Source organism: Pararoseomonas baculiformis (assembly GCF_017813395.1).
Classification (GTDB): domain Bacteria; phylum Pseudomonadota; class Alphaproteobacteria; order Acetobacterales; family Acetobacteraceae; genus Roseomonas; species Roseomonas baculiformis.
In genome coordinates this window covers 1-18093 of sequence record NZ_JAGIZB010000044.1, presented here as the reverse complement: position 1 = coordinate 18093, position 18093 = coordinate 1, and the positions used below count along the sequence as shown (strand labels likewise).

The following is an 18093-nucleotide window of genomic DNA, read 5'->3' as shown; positions in this document are numbered from 1 at the left end:
ATCCCTCCCCATCCACGATCAACCCCAGGACAACCACCAAAGGCCACCCCAAGATCAAGGCAAGAAATCCACAGGATCTCTTCTCGTCTTCAGGAAATCAGATATGATTGTGAAGGAACGAACGCCAAAAGCCCCGGGCATTACCCCGGCTGGGCAAGCCCAACCTCTGATCGAAACCGCCGACTGAAGCGCGGCGGGCGACGTATATGGCGGCCGTAGACCACCTCGTCAACCCTGCCCATTCACTTCGTCCGGGGCCACCGTGGCGGCCGTTTCAGGCGCCGTCGGTGTGGGGCGGCTTATATGGTGCCGCCCCAAACCTGTCAAAGGGGTATCACACGATTTCCGCGAAGGAACTCGCCGGGGTGACCTCCAGCCCGTCCGGGCCAACGGAGACCCGCAGCGCCTGGCCATCCCGAACGCTGCCCTCCAGCAGCAGATTGGCAAGCCGGTCCTGCAGGTTCCTCTGGATCACCCGCTTGAGCGGCCGGGCGCCATAGACAGGGTCGTATCCGGCCTCGGCCAGCCAGTCCCGGGCATCCTGGTCCAGTTCGAGCGTGATCTTGCGCTCCTCCAGCAGCTTGCGCAGCCGGCCGAGCTGGATTTCCACGATGGAACCCATGTCGCCCCGGGCAAGCCGGCGGAAGAGCACGACCTCGTCCAGCCGGTTGAGGAACTCGGGGCGGAACCGGGTGCGCACCACGTTCATCACCTGGCCGCGCACCAGATCCACGTCCTCGCCCTCGGGCTGGGCCGCCAGGATCTCGCTGCCCAGATTGCTGGTCAGGACGATCAGCGTGTTGCGGAAATCGACCGTCCGCCCCTGCCCGTCCGTCAGCCGTCCGTCGTCGAGCACCTGGAGGAGGACGTTGAACACGTCCTCATGGGCCTTCTCCACCTCGTCGAAGAGGATGACCTGATAGGGCCGGCGCCGGACAGCCTCGGTGAGCGAACCGCCCTCCTCATAGCCGACATACCCGGGGGGGGCGCCGATCAGCCGGGCGACCGCGTGCTTCTCCATGTACTCCGACATGTCGATGCGCAGCAGTGCGCGGTCGTCGTCGAACAGGAAGCTCGCCAGCGCCTTGGTCAGCTCGGTCTTGCCCACGCCCGTCGGGCCAAGGAAGAGGAAGCTGCCGATCGGGCGTGACGGGTCCTGAAGCCCGGCGCGGGCGCGCCGGACGGCTTTCGACACGGCCTCCAGCGCCTCCTCCTGGCCGACGACCCGCCTGCGCAGCTCGTCTTCCATGCGGATGAGCTTGGCGCGCTCGCCCTCCAGCATCTTCTCGACCGGCACACCGGTCCAGCGCGAGACGACCGCCGCGACACCCTCCTCCGTGACCGCCTCGTTCACGAGACGGCCCTCGTCGGAAGCCTCCGCGATCTTCTTCTCCAGCCCCGGGATCACGCCGTAGGTCAGCTCGCCGGCCCGGGCGTAGTCGCCCTTGCGCTGCGCAAGCTCCACCTCGGTGCGGGCGCGGTCCAGCTCCTCCTTGGCCTTCTGGGCCTCGGTAAGCTTGTTCTTCTCCGCCTGCCAGCGCGCGGACAGCTCGGCCGAGCGTTCCTCCAGCGAGGCGATCTCGCGCTCGAGCTTCTCCAGCCGGTCGCGGCTCGCCGCATCGGTCTCGCGCTTCAGGGCCTCTCGCTCGATCCGGGACCGCATCAGGTCCCGGTCAATCGCGTCCAGCTCCTCCGGCTTGCTGTCCACGGCCATGCGAAGGCGGGACGCCGCCTCATCCACCAGGTCGATCGCCTTATCCGGCAGAAAACGGTCCGTGATGTAGCGGTTGGAAAGCGTCGCCGCCGCGACGAGGGCGGAGTCCGCGATCCGCACGCCATGGTGCAGCTCATACTTCTCCCGGATGCCGCGCAGGATGGAGATGGTGTCCTCCACCGTCGGCTCGCCGACGAAGACCGGCTGGAACCGACGGGCAAGGGCCGCATCCTTCTCCACATGCTTCCGGTACTCATCCAGCGTGGTCGCACCGATGCAGTGCAGCTCGCCGCGTGCCAGGGCCGGCTTGAGGAGGTTGGACGCGTCCATCGCCCCGTCCGCCTTGCCCGCACCGACCAGCGTGTGCATCTCGTCGATGAAGAGGATCACCTCGCCGGCCGCGCTCTCGATCTCCGTGAGCACGCCCTTCAGGCGCTCCTCGAACTCGCCGCGATACTTCGCGCCCGCCACCATCGCGCCGAGGTCAAGCGCGAGCACGCGCTTGGTCTTCAGCGCCTCCGGCACGTCGCCATTCACGATGCGCAGCGCCAGGCCTTCCACGATGGCCGTTTTGCCCACGCCGGGTTCGCCGATCAGCACCGGGTTGTTCTTGGTGCGCCGCGCCAGAACCTGGATGGTGCGGCGAATTTCCTCGTCGCGCCCGATCACCGGGTCCAGCTTGCCGGAACGCGCCGCTTCCGTCAGGTCGCGCGCATACTTCTTCAGCGCATCGAATTGCTGCTCGGCATTGGCATTGTCCACGGTGCGCCCCTTGCGCAGCTCCGCCACGGCGGCCTGCAGCTTCTGCGCCGTCGCGCCAGCCTTGACGAGGATCCGGCCGGACGGCGTGTCGCTGGAGGCGATCGCCACCAGCAGGCGGTCCTGGGCGACGAAGCTGTCGCCGGCCTGGCTCGCCATGCGCTCGGCGGCGTCGAGCACGCGGACGAAATCGGGCGTCACCTGCGGCTGGCCAGCGCCGCCGCCGGAAACGCGAGGATTCTTCGCGACCTCGGCATCCACCTCCCGCTTCGCGGCGGCGGCATCGCCGCCCGCTGCGCGGATCAGGCCGGAGGCTGCGCCCTCATCATCGTCCAGAAGCGCCTTCAGCAGGTGCTCGGGCGTGACGCGCTGGTGATACTCGCGGATTGCAATGGTCTGCGCGGCCTGCAGGAATCCGCGGGCGCGCTCGGTCAGTTTCTCAAGGTCCATGCTCTGTCCCTCCGCCCCGGATCGGAACTCCGGGGGATCTTTGGCGACCGCCCTCCCCGCCCCTATCAGGCGACGGTTTAGGCGTTTGACAGTGATGTGGTATCGGGTTCGGGCGGGCTTCAAGAGGCCTGGGAAGGAAATCCGATGCGCGTCGAACGGCTCTATCGCTACCCCGTGAAAGGACTCTCGGCTGAGAGCCTGGAGGAGGTGGAGCTGGCCGCTGGCGAGACCATACCCCATGACCGGCGCTTCGCGCTCGCCCAGGGCGACGCTCCCTTCGATGAGGCCGAACCGCGCTTCCTGCCGAAGCAGAACTTCGCCTGCATGATGAAGAACGGAAAGGTGGTGCTGGTGCGCGCCGCCTTCGACCCGCGCGCGCATACCCTCTCCCTCGCGGCGGAGGGCCACCCTCCCCTCTCCGCCCCCACCGGCACCGCAGAGGGCAAGGCCGCCCTGGGCGAGTGGCTGATCCGCTTCCTCGGCGAGGAGGCGCGCTACGGCACCGGCCCGGATGGCACGCCGCGCCCGCCCCGCTTCACCGAAGTGCCGGGGCACGCCTTCACGGACCAGAAGCTCAAGGGAATCTCGCTGATCAACCTGGCGAGCCTGGAGGCGCTGGAAAAGGCAATCGGCCGCCGGCTGCACCCGCTCCGCTTCAGGGCGAACATCTACTTCACGGGCCTGCCAGCCTGGGCCGAGCACGAATGGGTGGGCCAGGACCTGCTCCTGGGCGGGGCGCGCGTCTCAGTGTTCAAGCGAACGGTGCGCTGCCCGGCCACCCAGGTGGATCTGCAGACGGGCGAGCGGGACTGTGACGTGCCACGCCTGCTCAAGGAACATTTCGGCCATATGGACCTTGGCGTCCACGCCACCGTCGCCGAGGGCGGAAGAGTCGCGGTCGGGGACGCGCTCGAACTGGTCTGAGCGGGCCGGGCGCTTGCCCGCGCCCAGCGGGGCCCGCATCCTAGGCGAAGGCCGGCCCAGCCTTCGCGCACCGGCGATGCCCGCCAACCCGGGCTTCGCGTTTGCCGGGCATGCCGACAGGGAGTGACCCGCATGGATGACGAAGCACCGGGCGCGCCTCGGCCAGATGGCGAGGGTGCCTGGAGCGTGACGGCGACGGCGGCGACGGCCCTGGCTCTCTACCGCCCCCGCACCCTGAAGAACGGCTCTTCCTTCCTGGTTCTCGACCATTTCGGGGATGCCCAGGCCATCGGCTCCACGGCCGAGGGGCTGTTCCATGATGACACGCGCTTCCTCTCGCGCCTGTCGCTCCGCCTGGCGGGGCTGCGCCCGCTGCTACTGTCCTCGGCCGTCAGCGCGGACAACACGATGCTGACGGTCAACATGACCAATCCCGACATCCCCGTCGCGCCGGACCGCAAGCTCATGCGGGACACAGTGCACCTGGAGCGGCAGATGGTGCTCGGCCCCGGTGTGGTGCGGGAGCGAATCACGCTGCGCAACTTCGGCGACGCCCATCTCTCGACCGAGATGTCGCTGACCTTCGCCGCCGATTTTGCGGACATCTTCGAGGTGCGCGGCCAGAAGCGCGCGCGCCGTGGCGAGCGCCTTCCGCCGGAGGCGCGGCCCGATGGCGCCCTTGTCTTCGCCTATCGCGGCCTGGACGAGCTGGAGCGCCGCACGCGCCTCCGCTTCGATCCTGCCCCGGACACCCTGGCCGGCCGCGACAACCGCTGGCGGCTGGAACTGCCCGCGGGCGCGAAGACCGTGATCGAGGTGACCATCACCTGCGAATCTGGACCGGAGGCACAGCAACCGCCCGAGGCGCCAGGCTTCGATGGGCTGCTGGCCGGGATGCGCGCCTGGCGCGCCGAGCGCGAGGGGGCGCGTGCCCAGGTCATCTCCTCCAACCAGGCCTTCAATGACTGGTTCGCCCGGTCGGAATCCGACCTGACGATGCTGACCACGCAGACGCCGTCAGGTCCGTTCCCCTATGCCGGCATCCCCTGGTTCTCCTGCCCCTTCGGCCGCGACTCCCTGATCACCGCGCTGCAATGCCTCTGGGCGGATCCCGAGCTGGCGCGGGGGGTGCTGCGCTACCATGCGAGGCTGCAGGCCACGGAGATGGACCCGGCGCGGGACGCGGAGCCGGGAAAGATCCTGCATGAGAGCCGGCTGGGCGAGATGGCGGCGCTGCGGGAGGTGCCCTTTGGCCGCTACTACGGCTCCGTGGACTCCACTCCGCTCTTCGTCGTGCTGGCGACCCAGTATGCGGAGCGGACAGGCGACTGGGCGCTGATCCGCGAGATCTGGCCCAACATCATCGCCGCCCTGCGCTGGATCGAGCGCCATGGCGACATCGATGGCGACCTACTGCTCGAATATGACCGGCAGTCGCCGAACGGGCTGGTGAACCAGGGCTGGAAGGATAGCTGGGACAGCGTGTTCCACGACGACGGCCGCCTCGCCGAGGCACCGATCGCGCTGATCGAGGTGCAGGCCTATGCGGAGGCAGCCTGGCGCGGGGCGGGCCGGATGGCCAAGGCGCTGGGCCATGAGGACGAGGCGGCGGTCTGGACCGACCGCGCCGATGCCGTGCAGGCCCGGGTGGAGGAGGCCTTCTGGTGCGAGGAACTTTCCACCTATGCCATGGCGCTGGACGGGGAAAAGCGCCCTTGCCGGGTACGCTCCTCCAATGCCGGGCACACGCTGCTCACCGGCCTGCCCTCCCCGGACCGGGCGAGGCGCATTGCGCAGACGCTGATGGCTCCGGAGAGCTTCTGCGGCTGGGGAATCCGGACGATCGCGGAAGGTGAGAGCCGCTACAACCCGATGTCCTACCACAATGGCTCGGTCTGGCCCCACGACAACGGGCTGATCGCCCTGGGCATGAAGCGCTACGGATTGAACGTGCAGCTCGAAAGGCTGCTCACCGGGATCTATGACTCGGCCCTGGCCGTGGACATGCGACGCCTGCCGGAGCTGTTCTGCGGCTTCCCCCGCCGCCTTGGGGAAGGCCCCACGACCTATCCGGTGGCCTGCCTGCCGCATGCCTGGGCCGCTGCGACGGCCCATGCCGCCCTGGGCGCCATGCTGGGCGTGAGCTTCCGCCCTGAGGAAGGCGTGATCCGCTTCCAGCGCCCCGTCCTGCCAAGCTGGCTGGACGAGCTGCGGATCGAGAACCTCCGCCTCGGAAGCGCTTCCGTCGATGTGCGCCTGCGCCGGCATGAGGCAGATGGCGGCGTTTCGCTGAACCTGCTCCGCCGGCGCGGTCAGATCGAGGTCGCCGTCATCACCTGACCCTGCCGCCCGGGCCGGCCAGCCGGGCCCCGACGCGGCACCGGATGCCCGGTGCCGCGGATAGCCTACTGGACGGTTTCGCGCGGCTCGGCGCCATCGGCCGGGGCAGCGTCATAGCCGCCATTGCCGTCGCCATCGGGTTCGCCGAAGCCGTCGCCCTGACCGTCGCCGCCCTGGTAGCGGCGCCCGCCATGCTGAGGCGCCGCGCCGCCGCCCTGCTGCTGCTGCGCCTGGTTCATGGCGGTGAGGATGCGGAAATAATGCTCGGCGTGCTGGAAATAGCCCTCGGCCATCACGCGGTCGCCAGAGCCCGTCGCGTCGCGTCCGAGCTGAAGATACTTCTCGAACAACTGCTGGGCCGTGCCCCGCATCCGCATGTCCGGCCCGATGGAGTCGAACACATGGTTGCGGTTCATCGGCTGGTTGCCGGTATTGTGGTGCCGGGGCCCACCCCCTCCACCACCGCCGCCGCCATGTCCTCCCTGACGGAAGTTCCCGCGGCCGCGCATACGCTTCATGTTCATCTGGTTCTGGTTCGCACCTGGATGCTCGCGCTGCCGGCCTGCGCGAAGAGGGCCTGGGCCCATCCGGGGCCGGCTGGCGAGAGGATGATCACTATGCCTCGGGGGCACACCGATCTGTTGTGCCTGGCGGCGCGACCGAGGTGAAGGCCAGCCCGCCAGGGGCATGGAAAGCCGTTCCCCGGCCGACCCGCCGCATACCGCGAAGGGGGCCGCCATGTGAAGGTAGTGACCCCGCCCGATTCCTCCAAATGGTTTTTTCAGGCGGCAAATTTCAACAAGCGCCCAGCAGCAGCGCGCGGGGTACCCCACCGAGATCCTCCCGGCAGCCCAGGGGACGGAGCCCTGCCCCCCGCATGATCGCCTCCACGGGTGCCTGCTGCCCCTGGCCGAGCTCCAGCACCGCCTTTCCGCCCGCAGCCAGCAGGCGCGGCAGCGCCGAGGCAAGCGCCCGATACGCGTCCAGCCCATCCGCCCCCCCATCCAGCGCCAGGGCGGGCTCATGCAAGGCCACTTCGGGCATCAGCCCGGGAATACTGCTCGATTCGATATAGGGCGGGTTCGAGAGGATCAGGTCGAAACGGCCGGACAGCGCGTCCGCCCAGTCTCCCGCCAGCAGCGCGGCCCGGTCCGCCAGCCCGTTTCGGGCCGCATTGGCGCGCGCCAGAGCGGCCGCACGCGGGTTGCGGTCCACGCCAACCCCGAATGCACCCGGGAACTCCGCCAGGCAGGCGAGGAGCAAGGCCCCCGTGCCGGTCCCAAGGTCGAGCAGCCTCGTTACGGAGGAGCGGTCCGGGAAGGTATCCAGCGCCAGCTCTACCAGCGTTTCCGTGTCGGCCCGCGGGATCAGGGTGCTCGGGTCACTGAGCAGGTCGAGGGTCCAGAACCCGGCGGAGCCGATCAGGTGCGCCATCGGCACATGCCGCGCCCGTGCGGAAAGCGCCGCGCGGAAGCGCTGCTGCGCCTCGGGGCCGACCGGCGCCCTGGGGTCGCGCAGCAGGTCCTCCTGGCGGCAGCCCATGGCATGCGCAAGAAGCAGCCGCGCCTCCAGCCGGGGCGCCTCCACGGCGGCGGCCCGAAGCACCTGCCCCGCCTGGCAGAGAAAGGCGCCGACCGACTCTCCCGGCTCGCAGCCGCTCACTCGCCCTCGGCGGCCAGGCGTGCCGCCTGGTCCTCGGCCATCAGCGCGGAGAAGATCTCCTCCATCTCGCCCATCATCACCCGGTCAACCTTGTGGAGGGTGAGGCCGATCCGGTGGTCGGTCACGCGGCCCTGGGGAAAGTTGTAGGTGCGGATGCGCTCGCTGCGGTCGCCCGTGCCCACCTGGCCCTTCCGGTCCGCGGCGCGGGCGCCTGCAAGGGCTTGGCGCTGCGCCTCGTAGATGCGGGCGCGCAGCACCTTCATCGCCTTCGCGCGGTTCTTGTGCTGGGACTTCTCCTCCTGCATCGCCACCACCGTCCCCGTGGGAATGTGGGTGATGCGGACGGCACTGTCCGTCTTGTTCACATGCTGCCCGCCGGCGCCGGAGGCGCGGTAGGTGTCGATCCGAAGATCCGATTCGTTGATCTGCACATCCACCTCCTCCGCCTCGGGCAGCACGGCCACGGTCACGGTGGAGGTGTGGATGCGGCCCTGGGTCTCCGTGGCGGGAACGCGCTGCACCCGGTGCACGCCACTCTCGAACTTCAGCTTCGCGAAGACGCCACGGCCGGTGATCGAGGCGCTGGCCCCCTTGATGCCGCCCGCCTCGCTCTCGTCCCATTCCAGCATCTCGAAGCGCCAGCCCTGGGATTCGGCATAGCGCTGATAGGCGCGGAACAGCTCGCTCGCGAAGAGACCGGCCTCGTCGCCGCCGGCGGCCGGGCGCACTTCCAGGATCGCGGAGCGCTCATCGGCCGCATCCTTGGGCAGCAGCATGATGCGGATCTCATGCTCCAGCGCCGGCACGCGGTCGCGCTGCTCGTAGAACTCCGCCTCGGCCAGCTCACGCATCTCGGGGTCGGCCATCATCGCCTCGGCATCGTCACGGGCGCGCTCGGCCTCGCGCAGCGCCTGCACCCTGGCCACGACCGGCTCCAGCTCGGCCAGTTCCTTGGACAGCGCCCCGAAGCGGCTGCCATCGGCCGTGCCCAACTCGTGCCGCAGCTCCTCGGCGCGGGTGAGGAGCCGGTCCAGCTTCGCGGGAAGTGCCATCAGTCCAGCCGCGCCGCCAGCTCGGCCAGGGGCACCCGATCCTGCGTGCCGGCATCCAGGTCGCGCAGCTGCGCCACGCCCGCGGCCAGCTCGTCATCCCCGATGATGATCGCGGCCCGCGCGCCCAGCCGGTTCGCCCGTTCCAGCCGGCGCTTGAGGTTGCCCTTGTAGCCGATCTCGGCCGCCACCCCGGCCCGGCGCAGCTCCTGCACCGCATCCAGCGCGGCACCTTCCGCGGCTTCGCCCACCGGGATCACCGCCACGGGGCGTGGGGCGCCCGGGGCCTGTTCCAGCAGCATGGAAAGCCGCTCCACCCCCGCGGCCCAGCCGACGGAAGGCGTGGGCGGGCCGCCCATCTCCTCCACCAGCCCGTCATAGCGGCCGCCCGCCATCACCGTGCCCTGTGCGCCGAGACGGTCGGTCACGAACTCAAAGGCCGTGTGGCTGTAGTAATCCAGCCCGCGCACGATGCGCGGGTTCTCGCGGTAGGGCACGCCGAAGCGGTCCAGGGCGCGCTTCACGCCAGCGTAGAAGGCCGCGGCCGCCTCGGTCAGATGGGCCTCGATGGTCGGCGCATCCGCCACCAGGGCCTTGTCCCCGGGGTCCTTGCTGTCGAGGATCCGAAGCGGGTTCTTCTCCAGCCGGGTCCGGCTTTCCTCGGAAAGCTTGTCGGCGGATGCCCGGAAATAGGCCACCAGCGCCGCGCGATAGGCCTCCCGGCTCGCCGCATCGCCCAGCGTGTTGATCTCCAGCACCGAGCCCTGGTCGATCCCCAGCGCCTGCTGGATATGCCAGCCGCAGGCGATCACCTCGGCATCGGCCAGCGGCTCGGCCGCGCCCATCACCTCGCAGCCGATCTGGTGGAACTGCCGGTAGCGGCCCTTCTGCGGCCGCTCGTAGCGAAACATCGGCCCGGCATAGAAGACCTTGCGGGGCAGGTTGGCCTGGGTGAGCCCATTGGTCACCAGCGCCCGGCAGGCACCCGCCGTGCCCTCGGGGCGCAGGGTCACGCTGTCCCCGCCGCGGTCCTCGAAGGTGTACATCTCCTTCGAGACGACATCGGAGGTCTCGCCCAGGCTGCGGGAGAAAACACGGGTGTCCTCGAAGATGGGAGTGGCCCATTCCTCGAAGCCATAGAGGGCGGAGATGCGGCGCGCCGTGTCGATGACGTGGTGGTGGCGCCGGAACTCCTCGCCGATCAGGTCATGCGTGCCGCGCGCGGGCTGGAGGTCTGGTTTCGCCATGGTGGCGGCGGATTAGCACCGCCGTGGCGGAATGTCCCTACCCCTGGCGCAGCACCGTGACGGCTCGCCGGAGATGGTCCTTGGCCTCCTCGAACACCTCGGCGTCCCGTTCATCCAGCGGGCCATGCCCCTCCTCGAACTCCTCCAGGAGATCGAGGATGGCCTGCTCCATCGCGGCCAGGACAGGGTGCGGGTCGTTCTCGGCGGAGGGCATCACTCGGCCGCCTGCACCAGCGCGGCCTCGGCCGCCTTTTCCGCATCCTTCTGCGCCTTCAGCAGCGCGGCCCGCTGTTCCACGAGCCCGACGATGTGGTCCACCATCTCATCGCTCCGTGTCGTGTGGCTGGTTTTGCCGGCCGAATAGACCATGTGGGTCCCTGCCCCGCCGCCGGTCAGGCCGATATCGGTCATCAGCGCCTCGCCCGGCCCGTTCACGACGCAGCCGATGATCGAGAGGGTGATGGGCTGTTCGATATGGGCGAGCCGCTCCTCCAATGCTTCGACCGTCTTGATGACGTTGAAGCCCTGCCGCGCGCAGGACGGGCAGGAGATGATCTTCACCCCGCGGTGCCGCAAGCCAAGGGATTTCAGGATGTCCCAGCCCACATGGACCTCCTCCTCCGGCTCGGCCGAGAGGGAGACGCGCAGGGTGTCGCCGATCCCCGCCCAGAGAAGGTTCCCCAGGCCGATGGAGGACTTCACCGTGCCCGTCCGCCGCCCGCCCGCCTCGGTGATGCCGATATGGAGGGGGTGGTCGCAGGCATCGGCCAGCTGCTGATAGGCCGCGACGGCCAGGAACACGTCGCTGGCCTTCACGCTGATCTTGAACTCATGGAAGTCGTTCTGGAGCAGGTGGTCGGCGTGCCACAGGGCGCTCTCGACCAGCGCCTCCGGGTTGGGCTCACCGTACTTCTCCAGCAGGTGCTTCTCCAGGCTGCCGGCATTCACGCCGATGCGGATGGAGCAGCCATGGTCGCGGGCGGCGCGGACGACCTCCTTCACCCGTTCCGGCGAGCCGATATTGCCGGGGTTGATGCGCAGGCAGGCCGCGCCGGCCTTCGCGGCCTCGATGGCGCGCTTGTAGTGGAAATGGATGTCCGCAACGATCGGGACATTCACCTCCCGCACGATCTCGGCCAGCGCCGCCGTCGACTCCTCGGTCGGGCAGGAGACGCGGACGATATCCACCCCCGCCAGCTCGGCGCGCCGGATCTGGGCGATGGTCGCCTCGGCGTCCTCGGTGGGCGTGTTCGTCATGGTCTGGACGGTGATGGGCGAGTCGCCACCCACGGGCACCTTGCCCACCATGATCTGGCGGGACTTCCGGCGCTCGATCTGCTGATAGGGGCGATAGGACATGAATGGGCTTCCCCGGACTGCCCCCCGGATATGGCAGGCCTCCCCGCCCCGGCCAAGGGACGAAGAGGTTACGCCACCCCGGTTGGCCCTGCCTACCGCGCTGGCGGCTGCGCCGGCGGCTGGGTCCCGCCATTGCGCGGCTGGCGCAGCTGTTCCGGGTTCAACGCGATGTCGCGCACCACGCCGGTCCGGCCGGACAGCACAGGGCTGGTCTGGCCATCCACGACGATGTCCAGCCCCTGCGCGCGCCCCGTGGTCAGCACCAGCCCATCGCGCGGAACCGCGAAGGTCTCTCCAGAGCGCAGCACACGGTTGAGGAGGGTCTGACCCGAGCGCGGGTCGCGAACCTGCACCCAGACCTCGTCCGTCGCGCGGAGAGTCACGCGGTTCGGCGGCTCGGCCGGGGCAGTCGGCGTCGTGGGCGGCGGCACCGGAGCCGGCGGCGCGGCGGAAGAGGCCGGGGCGGGCGAGCTGGCGGCGGGGGTGCCGGGCGGCTGGCCCGGCACCCCCGGAGTGGCAGCCTGCACACCGGCAGGGCGCGTTCCGCTCGGCCCTGGCGCAGCGGTAGACGGGGCAGGCGCGGCGGTCAGCGGCGCGGCGCCCGGATTGGCCGGCGTGCCCGCCGGCAGGTTGCCCGCCGGGCCGCCCGGCGGCGGCGGGGTCACGCCCGGCCGGCCGGTTCCGGCGCCGGGAGTGGCCTGACCCAGGGTGGGGGGAAGCACGGGGGCCGTGTCGTTCGGCAGGGGCGCGGGCCGTGACTCGCGCGCCGCCTGCTCGATGCGGGGTGGCAGTGGCGGCACCTGATCCACCGTGCGGTCCGCCGAGCCACTCCAGCGCCACCAGGCGGCATATGCGCCCACCATGATGACGACGCCGATCAGCATCACCACGCCAGCCGGGATGCCGCGCTCCGGCACCGGCTCGGGGAAGACAAGGTCGGTCCGGCTCGTCCGCACGGGCCCGTTCTCGCGGTAGCGGCGGGCGAGGTCGTCGGCGTCCAGTCCCAGGGCGCGCGCATAGCTGCGCACGAATCCCAGCGCATAGGCGGGCCCCGGAAGATCCCGGCTGCGGCCTTCCTCCAGCGCGGCAAGATAGCGGCGGTTGATGCGGAGGTTGTCCGCCACTTCCTCCAGCGTCGCGCCCAGGGAAAGGCGCGCGTCCCGCAGCTCCTCGCCCACGCGGGCCGCCTCAGCCGTCGTCATATCGGGCTTAACCATAGGGGAAACGGAACTTCTAGGGGTGGAGGGGGAACCTCTAACGCGCCAGCTTCGGCCAAGGAAGCCCCGCCCCCGGCCTCATTTCGGGTTCAATTCCTGCTCGGCATGCCGACGGATGGCGGGAGCCGCGGGCCGGGCTGGAACCTCCCCACGCGCAGGAAGGCTGGCGCCTGGGGAACGCGGCGTGGCCCTTATCCGCGGATCGCCAGGGCGGCTGCGGCCTGATCCATCAGCTCGGCCAGGATTTCGGCCGCGGGGGCCTCCCTGGTCACCATGCCGACACTCTGCCCCGCCATCAGGGACCCATTCTCGACATCGCCGTCGATCACCGCGCGCCGGAGGGCGCCGGCCCAGTAATGCTCGATGTCCAGCTGCGCCGCGACCTTGTCCAGCTCGCCCGACTGGTGGCGGCGGATCACCCCGGCCTGATGCTCCAGGAAGCGCTTCGTCCCTTCATTCTGGAGGGCACGCACCGGGATCACGGGGAAGCGCTCATCGAGCTGCACCGTCGGCAGCGCATCGCGCGCCGCGCCGCGGATGAAGGCCTGCTTGAAGCGTGGATGGGCGATGCTCTCGGTCGCGCAGACGAAGCGCGTGCCGATCTGCGCGCCTGCCGCCCCCATTTCCAGATAGGAGAGCAGAGCCTCGCCCCGCCCGATGCCGCCGGCCACGAAGACCGGCACCTCGGACGCCATGGCGGGAAGGATCTCCTGCGCCAGCACGTTCAGCGAGACCGGCCCGATATGCCCCCCCGCCTCGGATCCCTCGATCACCAGGGCATCCGCGCCGGAGCGCACCAGCTTCTTCGCCAGGGCCAGCGCCGGGGCGAAGCACACCACCCTGGCCCCGCCATCCTTCGCCTTGCGGATCGCCGGGGTGGGGGGAATGCCGCCCGCGAAGACGATATGACCGACCTTCGCATCCAGGCAGACCTGCACCAGCTCGTCGAGCCGGGGATGCATGGTGATGAGGTTCACGCCGAAGGGCCGGTCCGTCAGGGCCTGGGTGGCGGCGATCTCCTCGGCCAGGCGAGGCGGCTCCATGGCGCCGCAGGCGATCACGCCGAAGGCCCCGGCATTGGACAGGGCTGCGACAAGGTTGCGCTCGCTGATCCAGGACATGGCGCCACCCATGATGGCCACCTCGCTGCCCAGGAAGGCGGCGCCGCGCGCCATCAGCCGCCCCAGCCGGGCGCGCGCCGCATCGCCCGCGGGTGGCGTGGCGGGGGGCGACACGGCGGTCGTCGCCTCGGCTTCCGCCGCCGCGCGGGAGGCGGGCGTGTTGCCCTGCGCGGCGGGAATGGCGGGCAGATCCATGGACATCAGGCCAGATCCATCAAACCGGGGCGTCGAGCCCATAGGCCGTGTGCAGGGCGCGCACGGCCAGTTCCGTATATTCGGCACCCACCAGCACGCTGGTCTTGATCTCGCTGGTCGAGATGACCTGGATGTTGATGCTCTTCTCGGCCAGCGTCTTGAACATGGTTGCGGCCACCCCCGCATGGCTGCGCATGCCGATGCCGACGATGGAGATCTTGGTCACCTCCGGATCGGCCACCACCTCGCTGAAGCCGATGGCGCCTCGCGCCTTCTCCAGCACCTCCCGCGCGCGGGCCAGGTCGGCCTTGCCCACGGTGAAGGTCATGTCCGTGGTGCCGTCCGTGCCGAGGTTCTGCACGATCATGTCCACGTTCACATTGGCGTCCGCGAGCGGCCCGAACACGGTTGCCGCGATGCCGGGCTTGTCCGGCACCCGCCGCAGCGTGACCTTCGCCTCGTCGCGCGAATAGGCGACGCCCGTCACCAGGGGCTGTTCCACGATCTCGTCCTCGTCCACCACCAGGGAGCCCGGCTTGTCCTCGAAGGAGGACAGGACCTGCACCCGCACCTTCTGCTTCATCGCCAGCTCGACCGACCGGGTCTGCAGCACCTTCGCGCCGACCGAGGCCAGTTCCAGCATTTCCTCATAGGCCACCGCCGCCAGCTTGCGCGCGCGGGGCACGATCCGCGGATCGGTCGTGTAGATCCCGTCCACATCGGTGTAGATGTCGCAGCGGTCCGCCTTTACCGCCGCCGCCACGGCCACGGCCGAGAGGTCCGATCCACCACGGCCCAGCGTTGTGATCCGCTCGCGCGGGCCGATGCCCTGGAAGCCTGCGATCACCGGCACCTGCCCCTGGGCCATGCGCTCAACCAGCCGCTCGCCCTCGATCTCCTCCACCCGCGCCTTGCCATGCGCGCCATCCGTGCGGATGGGCACCTGCCAGCCCTGCCAGGAGCGCGCATCCACGCCCAATGTCTGGAGCGCGATGGCCAGGAGGCCCGTGGTGACCTGCTCGCCCGTGGCGACCACCGTGTCGTATTCCCGCGCATCGTGCAGCGGTGACAGCTCGGTGCACCATTTGACCAGCTGGTTCGTCACGCCGGACATGGCGGAGACGACGACCGCTACCTCATGTCCGGCATCCACCTCCCGCTTCACGCGGTTGGCGACGTTGCGGATGCGGTCCAGATCGGCGACGGAGGTGCCGCCGAACTTCATTACGATGCGGGCCATCAGGGTTCGGGAAGCTGCCGGAAAGGGGTTCGCGCGGGTTGCGTCCCGGCGCGGGGCGGCACAGATACCGGCACCGGCCCCCTTGAGCAACCAGGGCGGGCCAAACGGGGGATCTCTCGATGGCGCAGGGCACCGTGCTGGCGGAGGAAGTGGCCAAGTTCGACGCCCTGGCCTCGGAATGGTGGAACCCGCGCGGGCCCATGGCCCCGCTCCACGCCATGAACCCCCTCCGCACACGCTGGATCGCCGAGAGGCTGGGTGCGGCCACGGGCCGCGAACCCGGGGCACTGGGGGGCCTGGCGCTTCTCGACGTCGGCTGCGGCGCCGGCCTGGCGGCCGAGGCCCTGGCACGCCGTGGCGCCCGGGTGACAGGGCTCGACATGGCCGCGGAGGCGCTGGAGGTGGCCCGGTTCCACGCCGCCTCGGAGGGTCTGTCGATCGAATACCGGCAGGGACGCCCCGAGGACCTGTCTGGCCAGTTCGACGCCGTGACCGCGCTGGAGGTGATCGAGCATGTGGCGAACCGGGACGCCTTCCTGGCCTCCCTCGCCCGCTCGACCCGGCCTGAGGGAATGGTGTTCCTCTCAACCCTGAACCGCACGGCCCGCAGCTTCCTCTTCGCGAAGCTGGGCGCGGAATACCTGCTGCGGATGCTGCCGCGCGGGACCCATGACTGGCGGATGTTCGTCACCCCCGCCGAACTCGGCACGGGGCTCCGCCGGGCCGGGCTGCGGGTGGTGGATGTCGCCGGCATGGTGCCTGACCCGCTCAGCGGCGGATGGCGGGAGAGCCGCGACACGGCCGTGAACTACATCATCGCCGCCCGGAAAGACTGATACCAACCTCCCTGCCGGGCACCGCACGAGCGCCGCCAGACCCATTCCATGGGACTGGACCGATGCAGATGCAGCCGGGCCGTCACTTCGCCTCAGAAGAACCCTATTGCTCAGCCAGTCGTCAGAGGTGCCAATCTGGATGAGGGAAATGGGGGTTTCCAAATGCCTCCGGTTCGGTGTGAGCAGGCACTAACCGAGGCAGTTCAGCGGGCGCGGCGGGTAGGTTCGGGCTGAATATCAGGTCCAGATCAAGCCTTGGATGATCGTGGTCCGCGCGCGGGTTTCCAGGCTTGGCCGAGACCTGCTCTGCTGCGATATAGGCATTGCCCGGAGTAGACAGCCCGGCGCCGCCAGCCTTCTCGCCCTGGTTCTGCTGCGCCTTGCCGTGCTCGGTACTGGGCAACTCATTGACCTCAACGAGCACGAGCGGCAGGACCGCAGGTCCCTTCTCGGCAGCCTTCTCGCTCTGGTTCTGATGCGCCTTGTTCTGATGCGCCTTGCCATGCTCTATGCCCAGCGGTGCTTCGAGTGCCACGGGCACGGGCAGCAGCACCGCAGGTCCCTTCTCGGCAGCCTTCTCGCTCTGGTTCTGGTGCGCCTTGCCGTGCTCTATGCCGGGCAGTCCTTCGAGTGCCACGGGCACGGGTAGTAGCACCGCAGGTCCCTTCTCGGCAGCCTTCTCGCTTTGGTTCTGATGCGCCTTGCCATGCTCTATGCCCGGCGGTGCTTCGAGTACCTCGAGCACGGGCGGTAGCACCGCAGGTCCCTTCTCGGCAGCCTTCTCGCTCTGGTTCTGGTGCGCCTTGCCGTGCTCGGTACCGGGCAGCCCTTCGAGTACCGCGAGCACAGGCGGCAGGACCGCAGGTCCCTTCTCGGCAGCCTTCTCGCTTTGGTTCTGATGCGCCTTGCCGTGCTCGGAGCCTGACAGCCCGTCGATTACCGCGAACACGGGCGATAGGACCTCAGGAGGCCGGCCGGCGGCATGCTCGCCCTCGTTCTGATGTGGGCGATCGAGGAGATCGATCTCTACACGAACCACGATAAGCCCCACGGCCACGCCCGCGCGTCCGGCATCCTCGGGCGCATGGCCCACTTGGCTCCGGGGCGCCTCTTCGACCGGCGGCGCAGCTATCAAGGTCACCTGTGGAGTGGCGGGGAGGTAATCAGCCGGCCGTTCCTGCACCGGGATTGGCTGCATTGCAGACCATGAACGGGAAGTCGGAAGGTCGATAGCTGGCGATTTGCCGGGCTGGTCCATCGCGCTTTGCGTCGGCTCTTCCAGTCCGGGAACCTGACCCCCGCCAAAGTTCGGCTCCTGGCGTCTTGCCCCGGCATCAGCTTGCGGCAGAGCCCTGCTTTCGGTCCGCACTTCGGTACCGCTATGCTCACCATTCCCGAGGCGAATAGCATCAGTCGGCACAAACACGTGCGAGAGAAACAAATCAGGCAAGCTTGGGATAAGGAGTAGGTCCGAAGCCGCAGCGAAAGAACTGGGGGACGGAACGAACGGATCGAGGTGAGCGATCTCCAAGGGGAGCATTTCGGCCCCGCCGCTTCCGACAGGGCGCATTTGCGCCAAATCGCCAGACCAGCCCGCCTCTATGTTTTTTGCTGATGGCACGGCTGCGGTCGTTTGCTCGGCGAAAGCAAAAGCCAGCATCGGTGCAAGAAGGCTGATACCTGCCACCCCCGCAGCCTGGGCCCCGACCGGTGTGTAATGCGGGTTCTGGTCAAAGGAAGCAGAGGCCCCCATGGAACGCGGATACTCGGCAGCGCCAACCCCGGCCAGCGCACCTTCAATCGTTTCTCGGCGTGGCCGAGTGGAACCGGGCGCCTTTTTGCGCTTCCACTTGCGTTTGGCGTTGTTGCGCAAATCAGACTTAGGGCGTGAGTGTTCCTGTCCCGCTCTGATCAGGCGCGGGCGACGGTGTCGGGCATACCGAGGGCGTTGAAGGTGTTCAGGATGGCGCAGCGGATCTG

At 69.2% G+C, this 18093-nt stretch carries 15 protein-coding genes; 4 read left to right on the top strand and 11 right to left on the bottom strand.

Translation table 11 applies throughout. The features are described 5' to 3' along the window. On the top strand, positions 1 to 187 hold a 187-nt coding region (locus J8J14_RS22945; protein ID WP_209381877.1), incomplete at its 5' end, for a hypothetical protein. Between the two features lie 147 nt (positions 188 to 334). Here the strand turns inward: J8J14_RS22945 and clpB are convergent. After that, complete coding sequence (clpB, locus tag J8J14_RS22940; RefSeq protein ID WP_209381876.1) at positions 335 to 2923, bottom strand: ATP-dependent chaperone ClpB; 2589 nt, start codon at positions 2921 to 2923, stop codon at positions 335 to 337. Positions 2924 to 3067: 144 nt separating this feature from the next. Here clpB and J8J14_RS22935 point away from each other — a divergent pair, with 144 nt between their 5' ends. Both J8J14_RS22935 and J8J14_RS22930 read left to right on the top strand, forming a co-directional pair. Continuing rightward, positions 3068 to 3847 carry an MOSC domain-containing protein gene (locus J8J14_RS22935; RefSeq protein ID WP_209381875.1) on the top strand — a complete coding sequence of 260 codons (780 nt, stop codon included), beginning with the start codon at positions 3068 to 3070 and terminating at the stop codon, positions 3845 to 3847. 132 nt (positions 3848 to 3979) lie between these two features. Further along, a complete protein-coding gene (locus J8J14_RS22930) occupies positions 3980 to 6187 on the top strand; it encodes an amylo-alpha-1,6-glucosidase (RefSeq protein WP_209381874.1) in 2208 nt (735 codons plus the stop codon). A 65-nt stretch (positions 6188 to 6252) separates the two neighbouring features. Here the strand turns inward: J8J14_RS22930 and J8J14_RS22925 are convergent, their stop codons facing one another. From J8J14_RS22925 to J8J14_RS22885, 9 genes are all read right to left on the bottom strand, one after another. Next, positions 6253 to 6711: a DUF4167 domain-containing protein gene (locus J8J14_RS22925; RefSeq protein ID WP_209381873.1), complete on the bottom strand. Its 459-nt coding sequence runs from the start codon at positions 6709 to 6711 to the stop codon at positions 6253 to 6255. 271 nt (positions 6712 to 6982) lie between these two features. Further along, entirely contained in the window at positions 6983 to 7849 is an 867-nt protein-coding gene (prmC, locus tag J8J14_RS22920; RefSeq protein ID WP_209381872.1) for a peptide chain release factor N(5)-glutamine methyltransferase, read from the bottom strand. Further along, positions 7846 to 8901 carry a peptide chain release factor 1 gene (gene prfA / locus J8J14_RS22915; protein ID WP_209381871.1) on the bottom strand — a complete coding sequence of 352 codons (1056 nt, stop codon included), beginning with the start codon at positions 8899 to 8901 and terminating at the stop codon, positions 7846 to 7848. Before prfA ends, prmC begins: the two co-directional genes overlap by 4 nt. After that, positions 8901 to 10145, bottom strand: coding sequence for a histidine--tRNA ligase (gene hisS, locus J8J14_RS22910; RefSeq protein WP_209381870.1), 1245 nt, complete (start codon positions 10143 to 10145; stop codon positions 8901 to 8903). Before hisS ends, prfA begins: the two co-directional genes overlap by 1 nt. A gap of 37 nt (positions 10146 to 10182) precedes the next feature. After that, positions 10183 to 10359 carry a hypothetical protein gene (locus J8J14_RS22905; RefSeq protein ID WP_209381869.1) on the bottom strand — a complete coding sequence of 59 codons (177 nt, stop codon included), beginning with the start codon at positions 10357 to 10359 and terminating at the stop codon, positions 10183 to 10185. After that, positions 10359 to 11504 (bottom strand): flavodoxin-dependent (E)-4-hydroxy-3-methylbut-2-enyl-diphosphate synthase, encoded by a 1146-nt coding sequence (gene ispG / locus J8J14_RS22900; protein WP_209381868.1) that lies wholly within the window; start codon positions 11502 to 11504, stop codon positions 10359 to 10361. Before ispG ends, J8J14_RS22905 begins: the two co-directional genes overlap by 1 nt. A gap of 92 nt (positions 11505 to 11596) precedes the next feature. Further along, the gene (locus J8J14_RS22895; protein ID WP_209381867.1) at positions 11597 to 12706 is read right to left on the bottom strand and encodes a helix-turn-helix domain-containing protein; all 1110 of its coding nucleotides are present in this window, start codon (positions 12704 to 12706) and stop codon (positions 11597 to 11599) included. A 206-nt stretch (positions 12707 to 12912) separates the two neighbouring features. Continuing rightward, positions 12913 to 13896 carry an NAD(P)H-dependent flavin oxidoreductase gene (locus tag J8J14_RS22890; RefSeq protein ID WP_245216101.1) on the bottom strand — a complete coding sequence of 328 codons (984 nt, stop codon included), beginning with the start codon at positions 13894 to 13896 and terminating at the stop codon, positions 12913 to 12915. 160 nt (positions 13897 to 14056) lie between these two features. Continuing rightward, positions 14057 to 15277, bottom strand: a complete 1221-nt coding sequence (locus tag J8J14_RS22885) for an aspartate kinase (RefSeq protein WP_209381866.1) — start codon at positions 15275 to 15277, stop codon at positions 14057 to 14059. 119 nt (positions 15278 to 15396) lie between these two features. Between J8J14_RS22885 and ubiG the strand changes: the two genes are divergently transcribed. After that, entirely contained in the window at positions 15397 to 16113 is a 717-nt protein-coding gene (ubiG, locus tag J8J14_RS22880) for a bifunctional 2-polyprenyl-6-hydroxyphenol methylase/3-demethylubiquinol 3-O-methyltransferase UbiG (RefSeq protein WP_209381865.1), read from the top strand. Positions 16114 to 16234: 121 nt separating this feature from the next. Here ubiG and J8J14_RS22875 read toward each other — a convergent pair. Next, positions 16235 to 18093, bottom strand: a 1859-nt coding sequence (locus tag J8J14_RS22875; RefSeq protein WP_209381864.1) for a hypothetical protein, incomplete at its 5' end; no start/stop codon positions are given.

Excerpts from the sequence above, each read along its gene's own strand:
- clpB (WP_209381876.1), bottom strand. The coding sequence starts at position 2,923 with ATGGACCTTGAGAAACTGACCGAGCGCGCCCGCGGATTCCTGCAGGCC.
- J8J14_RS22930 (WP_209381874.1), top strand. The coding sequence starts at position 3,980 with ATGGATGACGAAGCACCGGGCGCGCCTCGGCCAGATGGCGAGGGTGCC.
- J8J14_RS22935 (WP_209381875.1), top strand. The coding sequence starts at position 3,068 with ATGCGCGTCGAACGGCTCTATCGCTACCCCGTGAAAGGACTCTCGGCT.
- J8J14_RS22890 (WP_245216101.1), bottom strand. The coding sequence starts at position 13,896 with ATGGCGCGCGGCGCCGCCTTCCTGGGCAGCGAGGTGGCCATCATGGGT.
- ispG (WP_209381868.1), bottom strand. The coding sequence starts at position 11,504 with ATGTCCTATCGCCCCTATCAGCAGATCGAGCGCCGGAAGTCCCGCCAG.
- J8J14_RS22925 (WP_209381873.1), bottom strand. The coding sequence starts at position 6,711 with ATGAACATGAAGCGTATGCGCGGCCGCGGGAACTTCCGTCAGGGAGGA.
- J8J14_RS22905 (WP_209381869.1), bottom strand. The coding sequence starts at position 10,359 with ATGCCCTCCGCCGAGAACGACCCGCACCCTGTCCTGGCCGCGATGGAG.
- ubiG (WP_209381865.1), top strand. The coding sequence starts at position 15,397 with ATGGCGCAGGGCACCGTGCTGGCGGAGGAAGTGGCCAAGTTCGACGCC.
- hisS (WP_209381870.1), bottom strand. The coding sequence starts at position 10,145 with ATGGCGAAACCAGACCTCCAGCCCGCGCGCGGCACGCATGACCTGATC.
- J8J14_RS22895 (WP_209381867.1), bottom strand. The coding sequence starts at position 12,706 with ATGACGACGGCTGAGGCGGCCCGCGTGGGCGAGGAGCTGCGGGACGCG.
- J8J14_RS22885 (WP_209381866.1), bottom strand. The coding sequence starts at position 15,277 with ATGGCCCGCATCGTAATGAAGTTCGGCGGCACCTCCGTCGCCGATCTG.
- prfA (WP_209381871.1), bottom strand. The coding sequence starts at position 8,901 with ATGGCACTTCCCGCGAAGCTGGACCGGCTCCTCACCCGCGCCGAGGAG.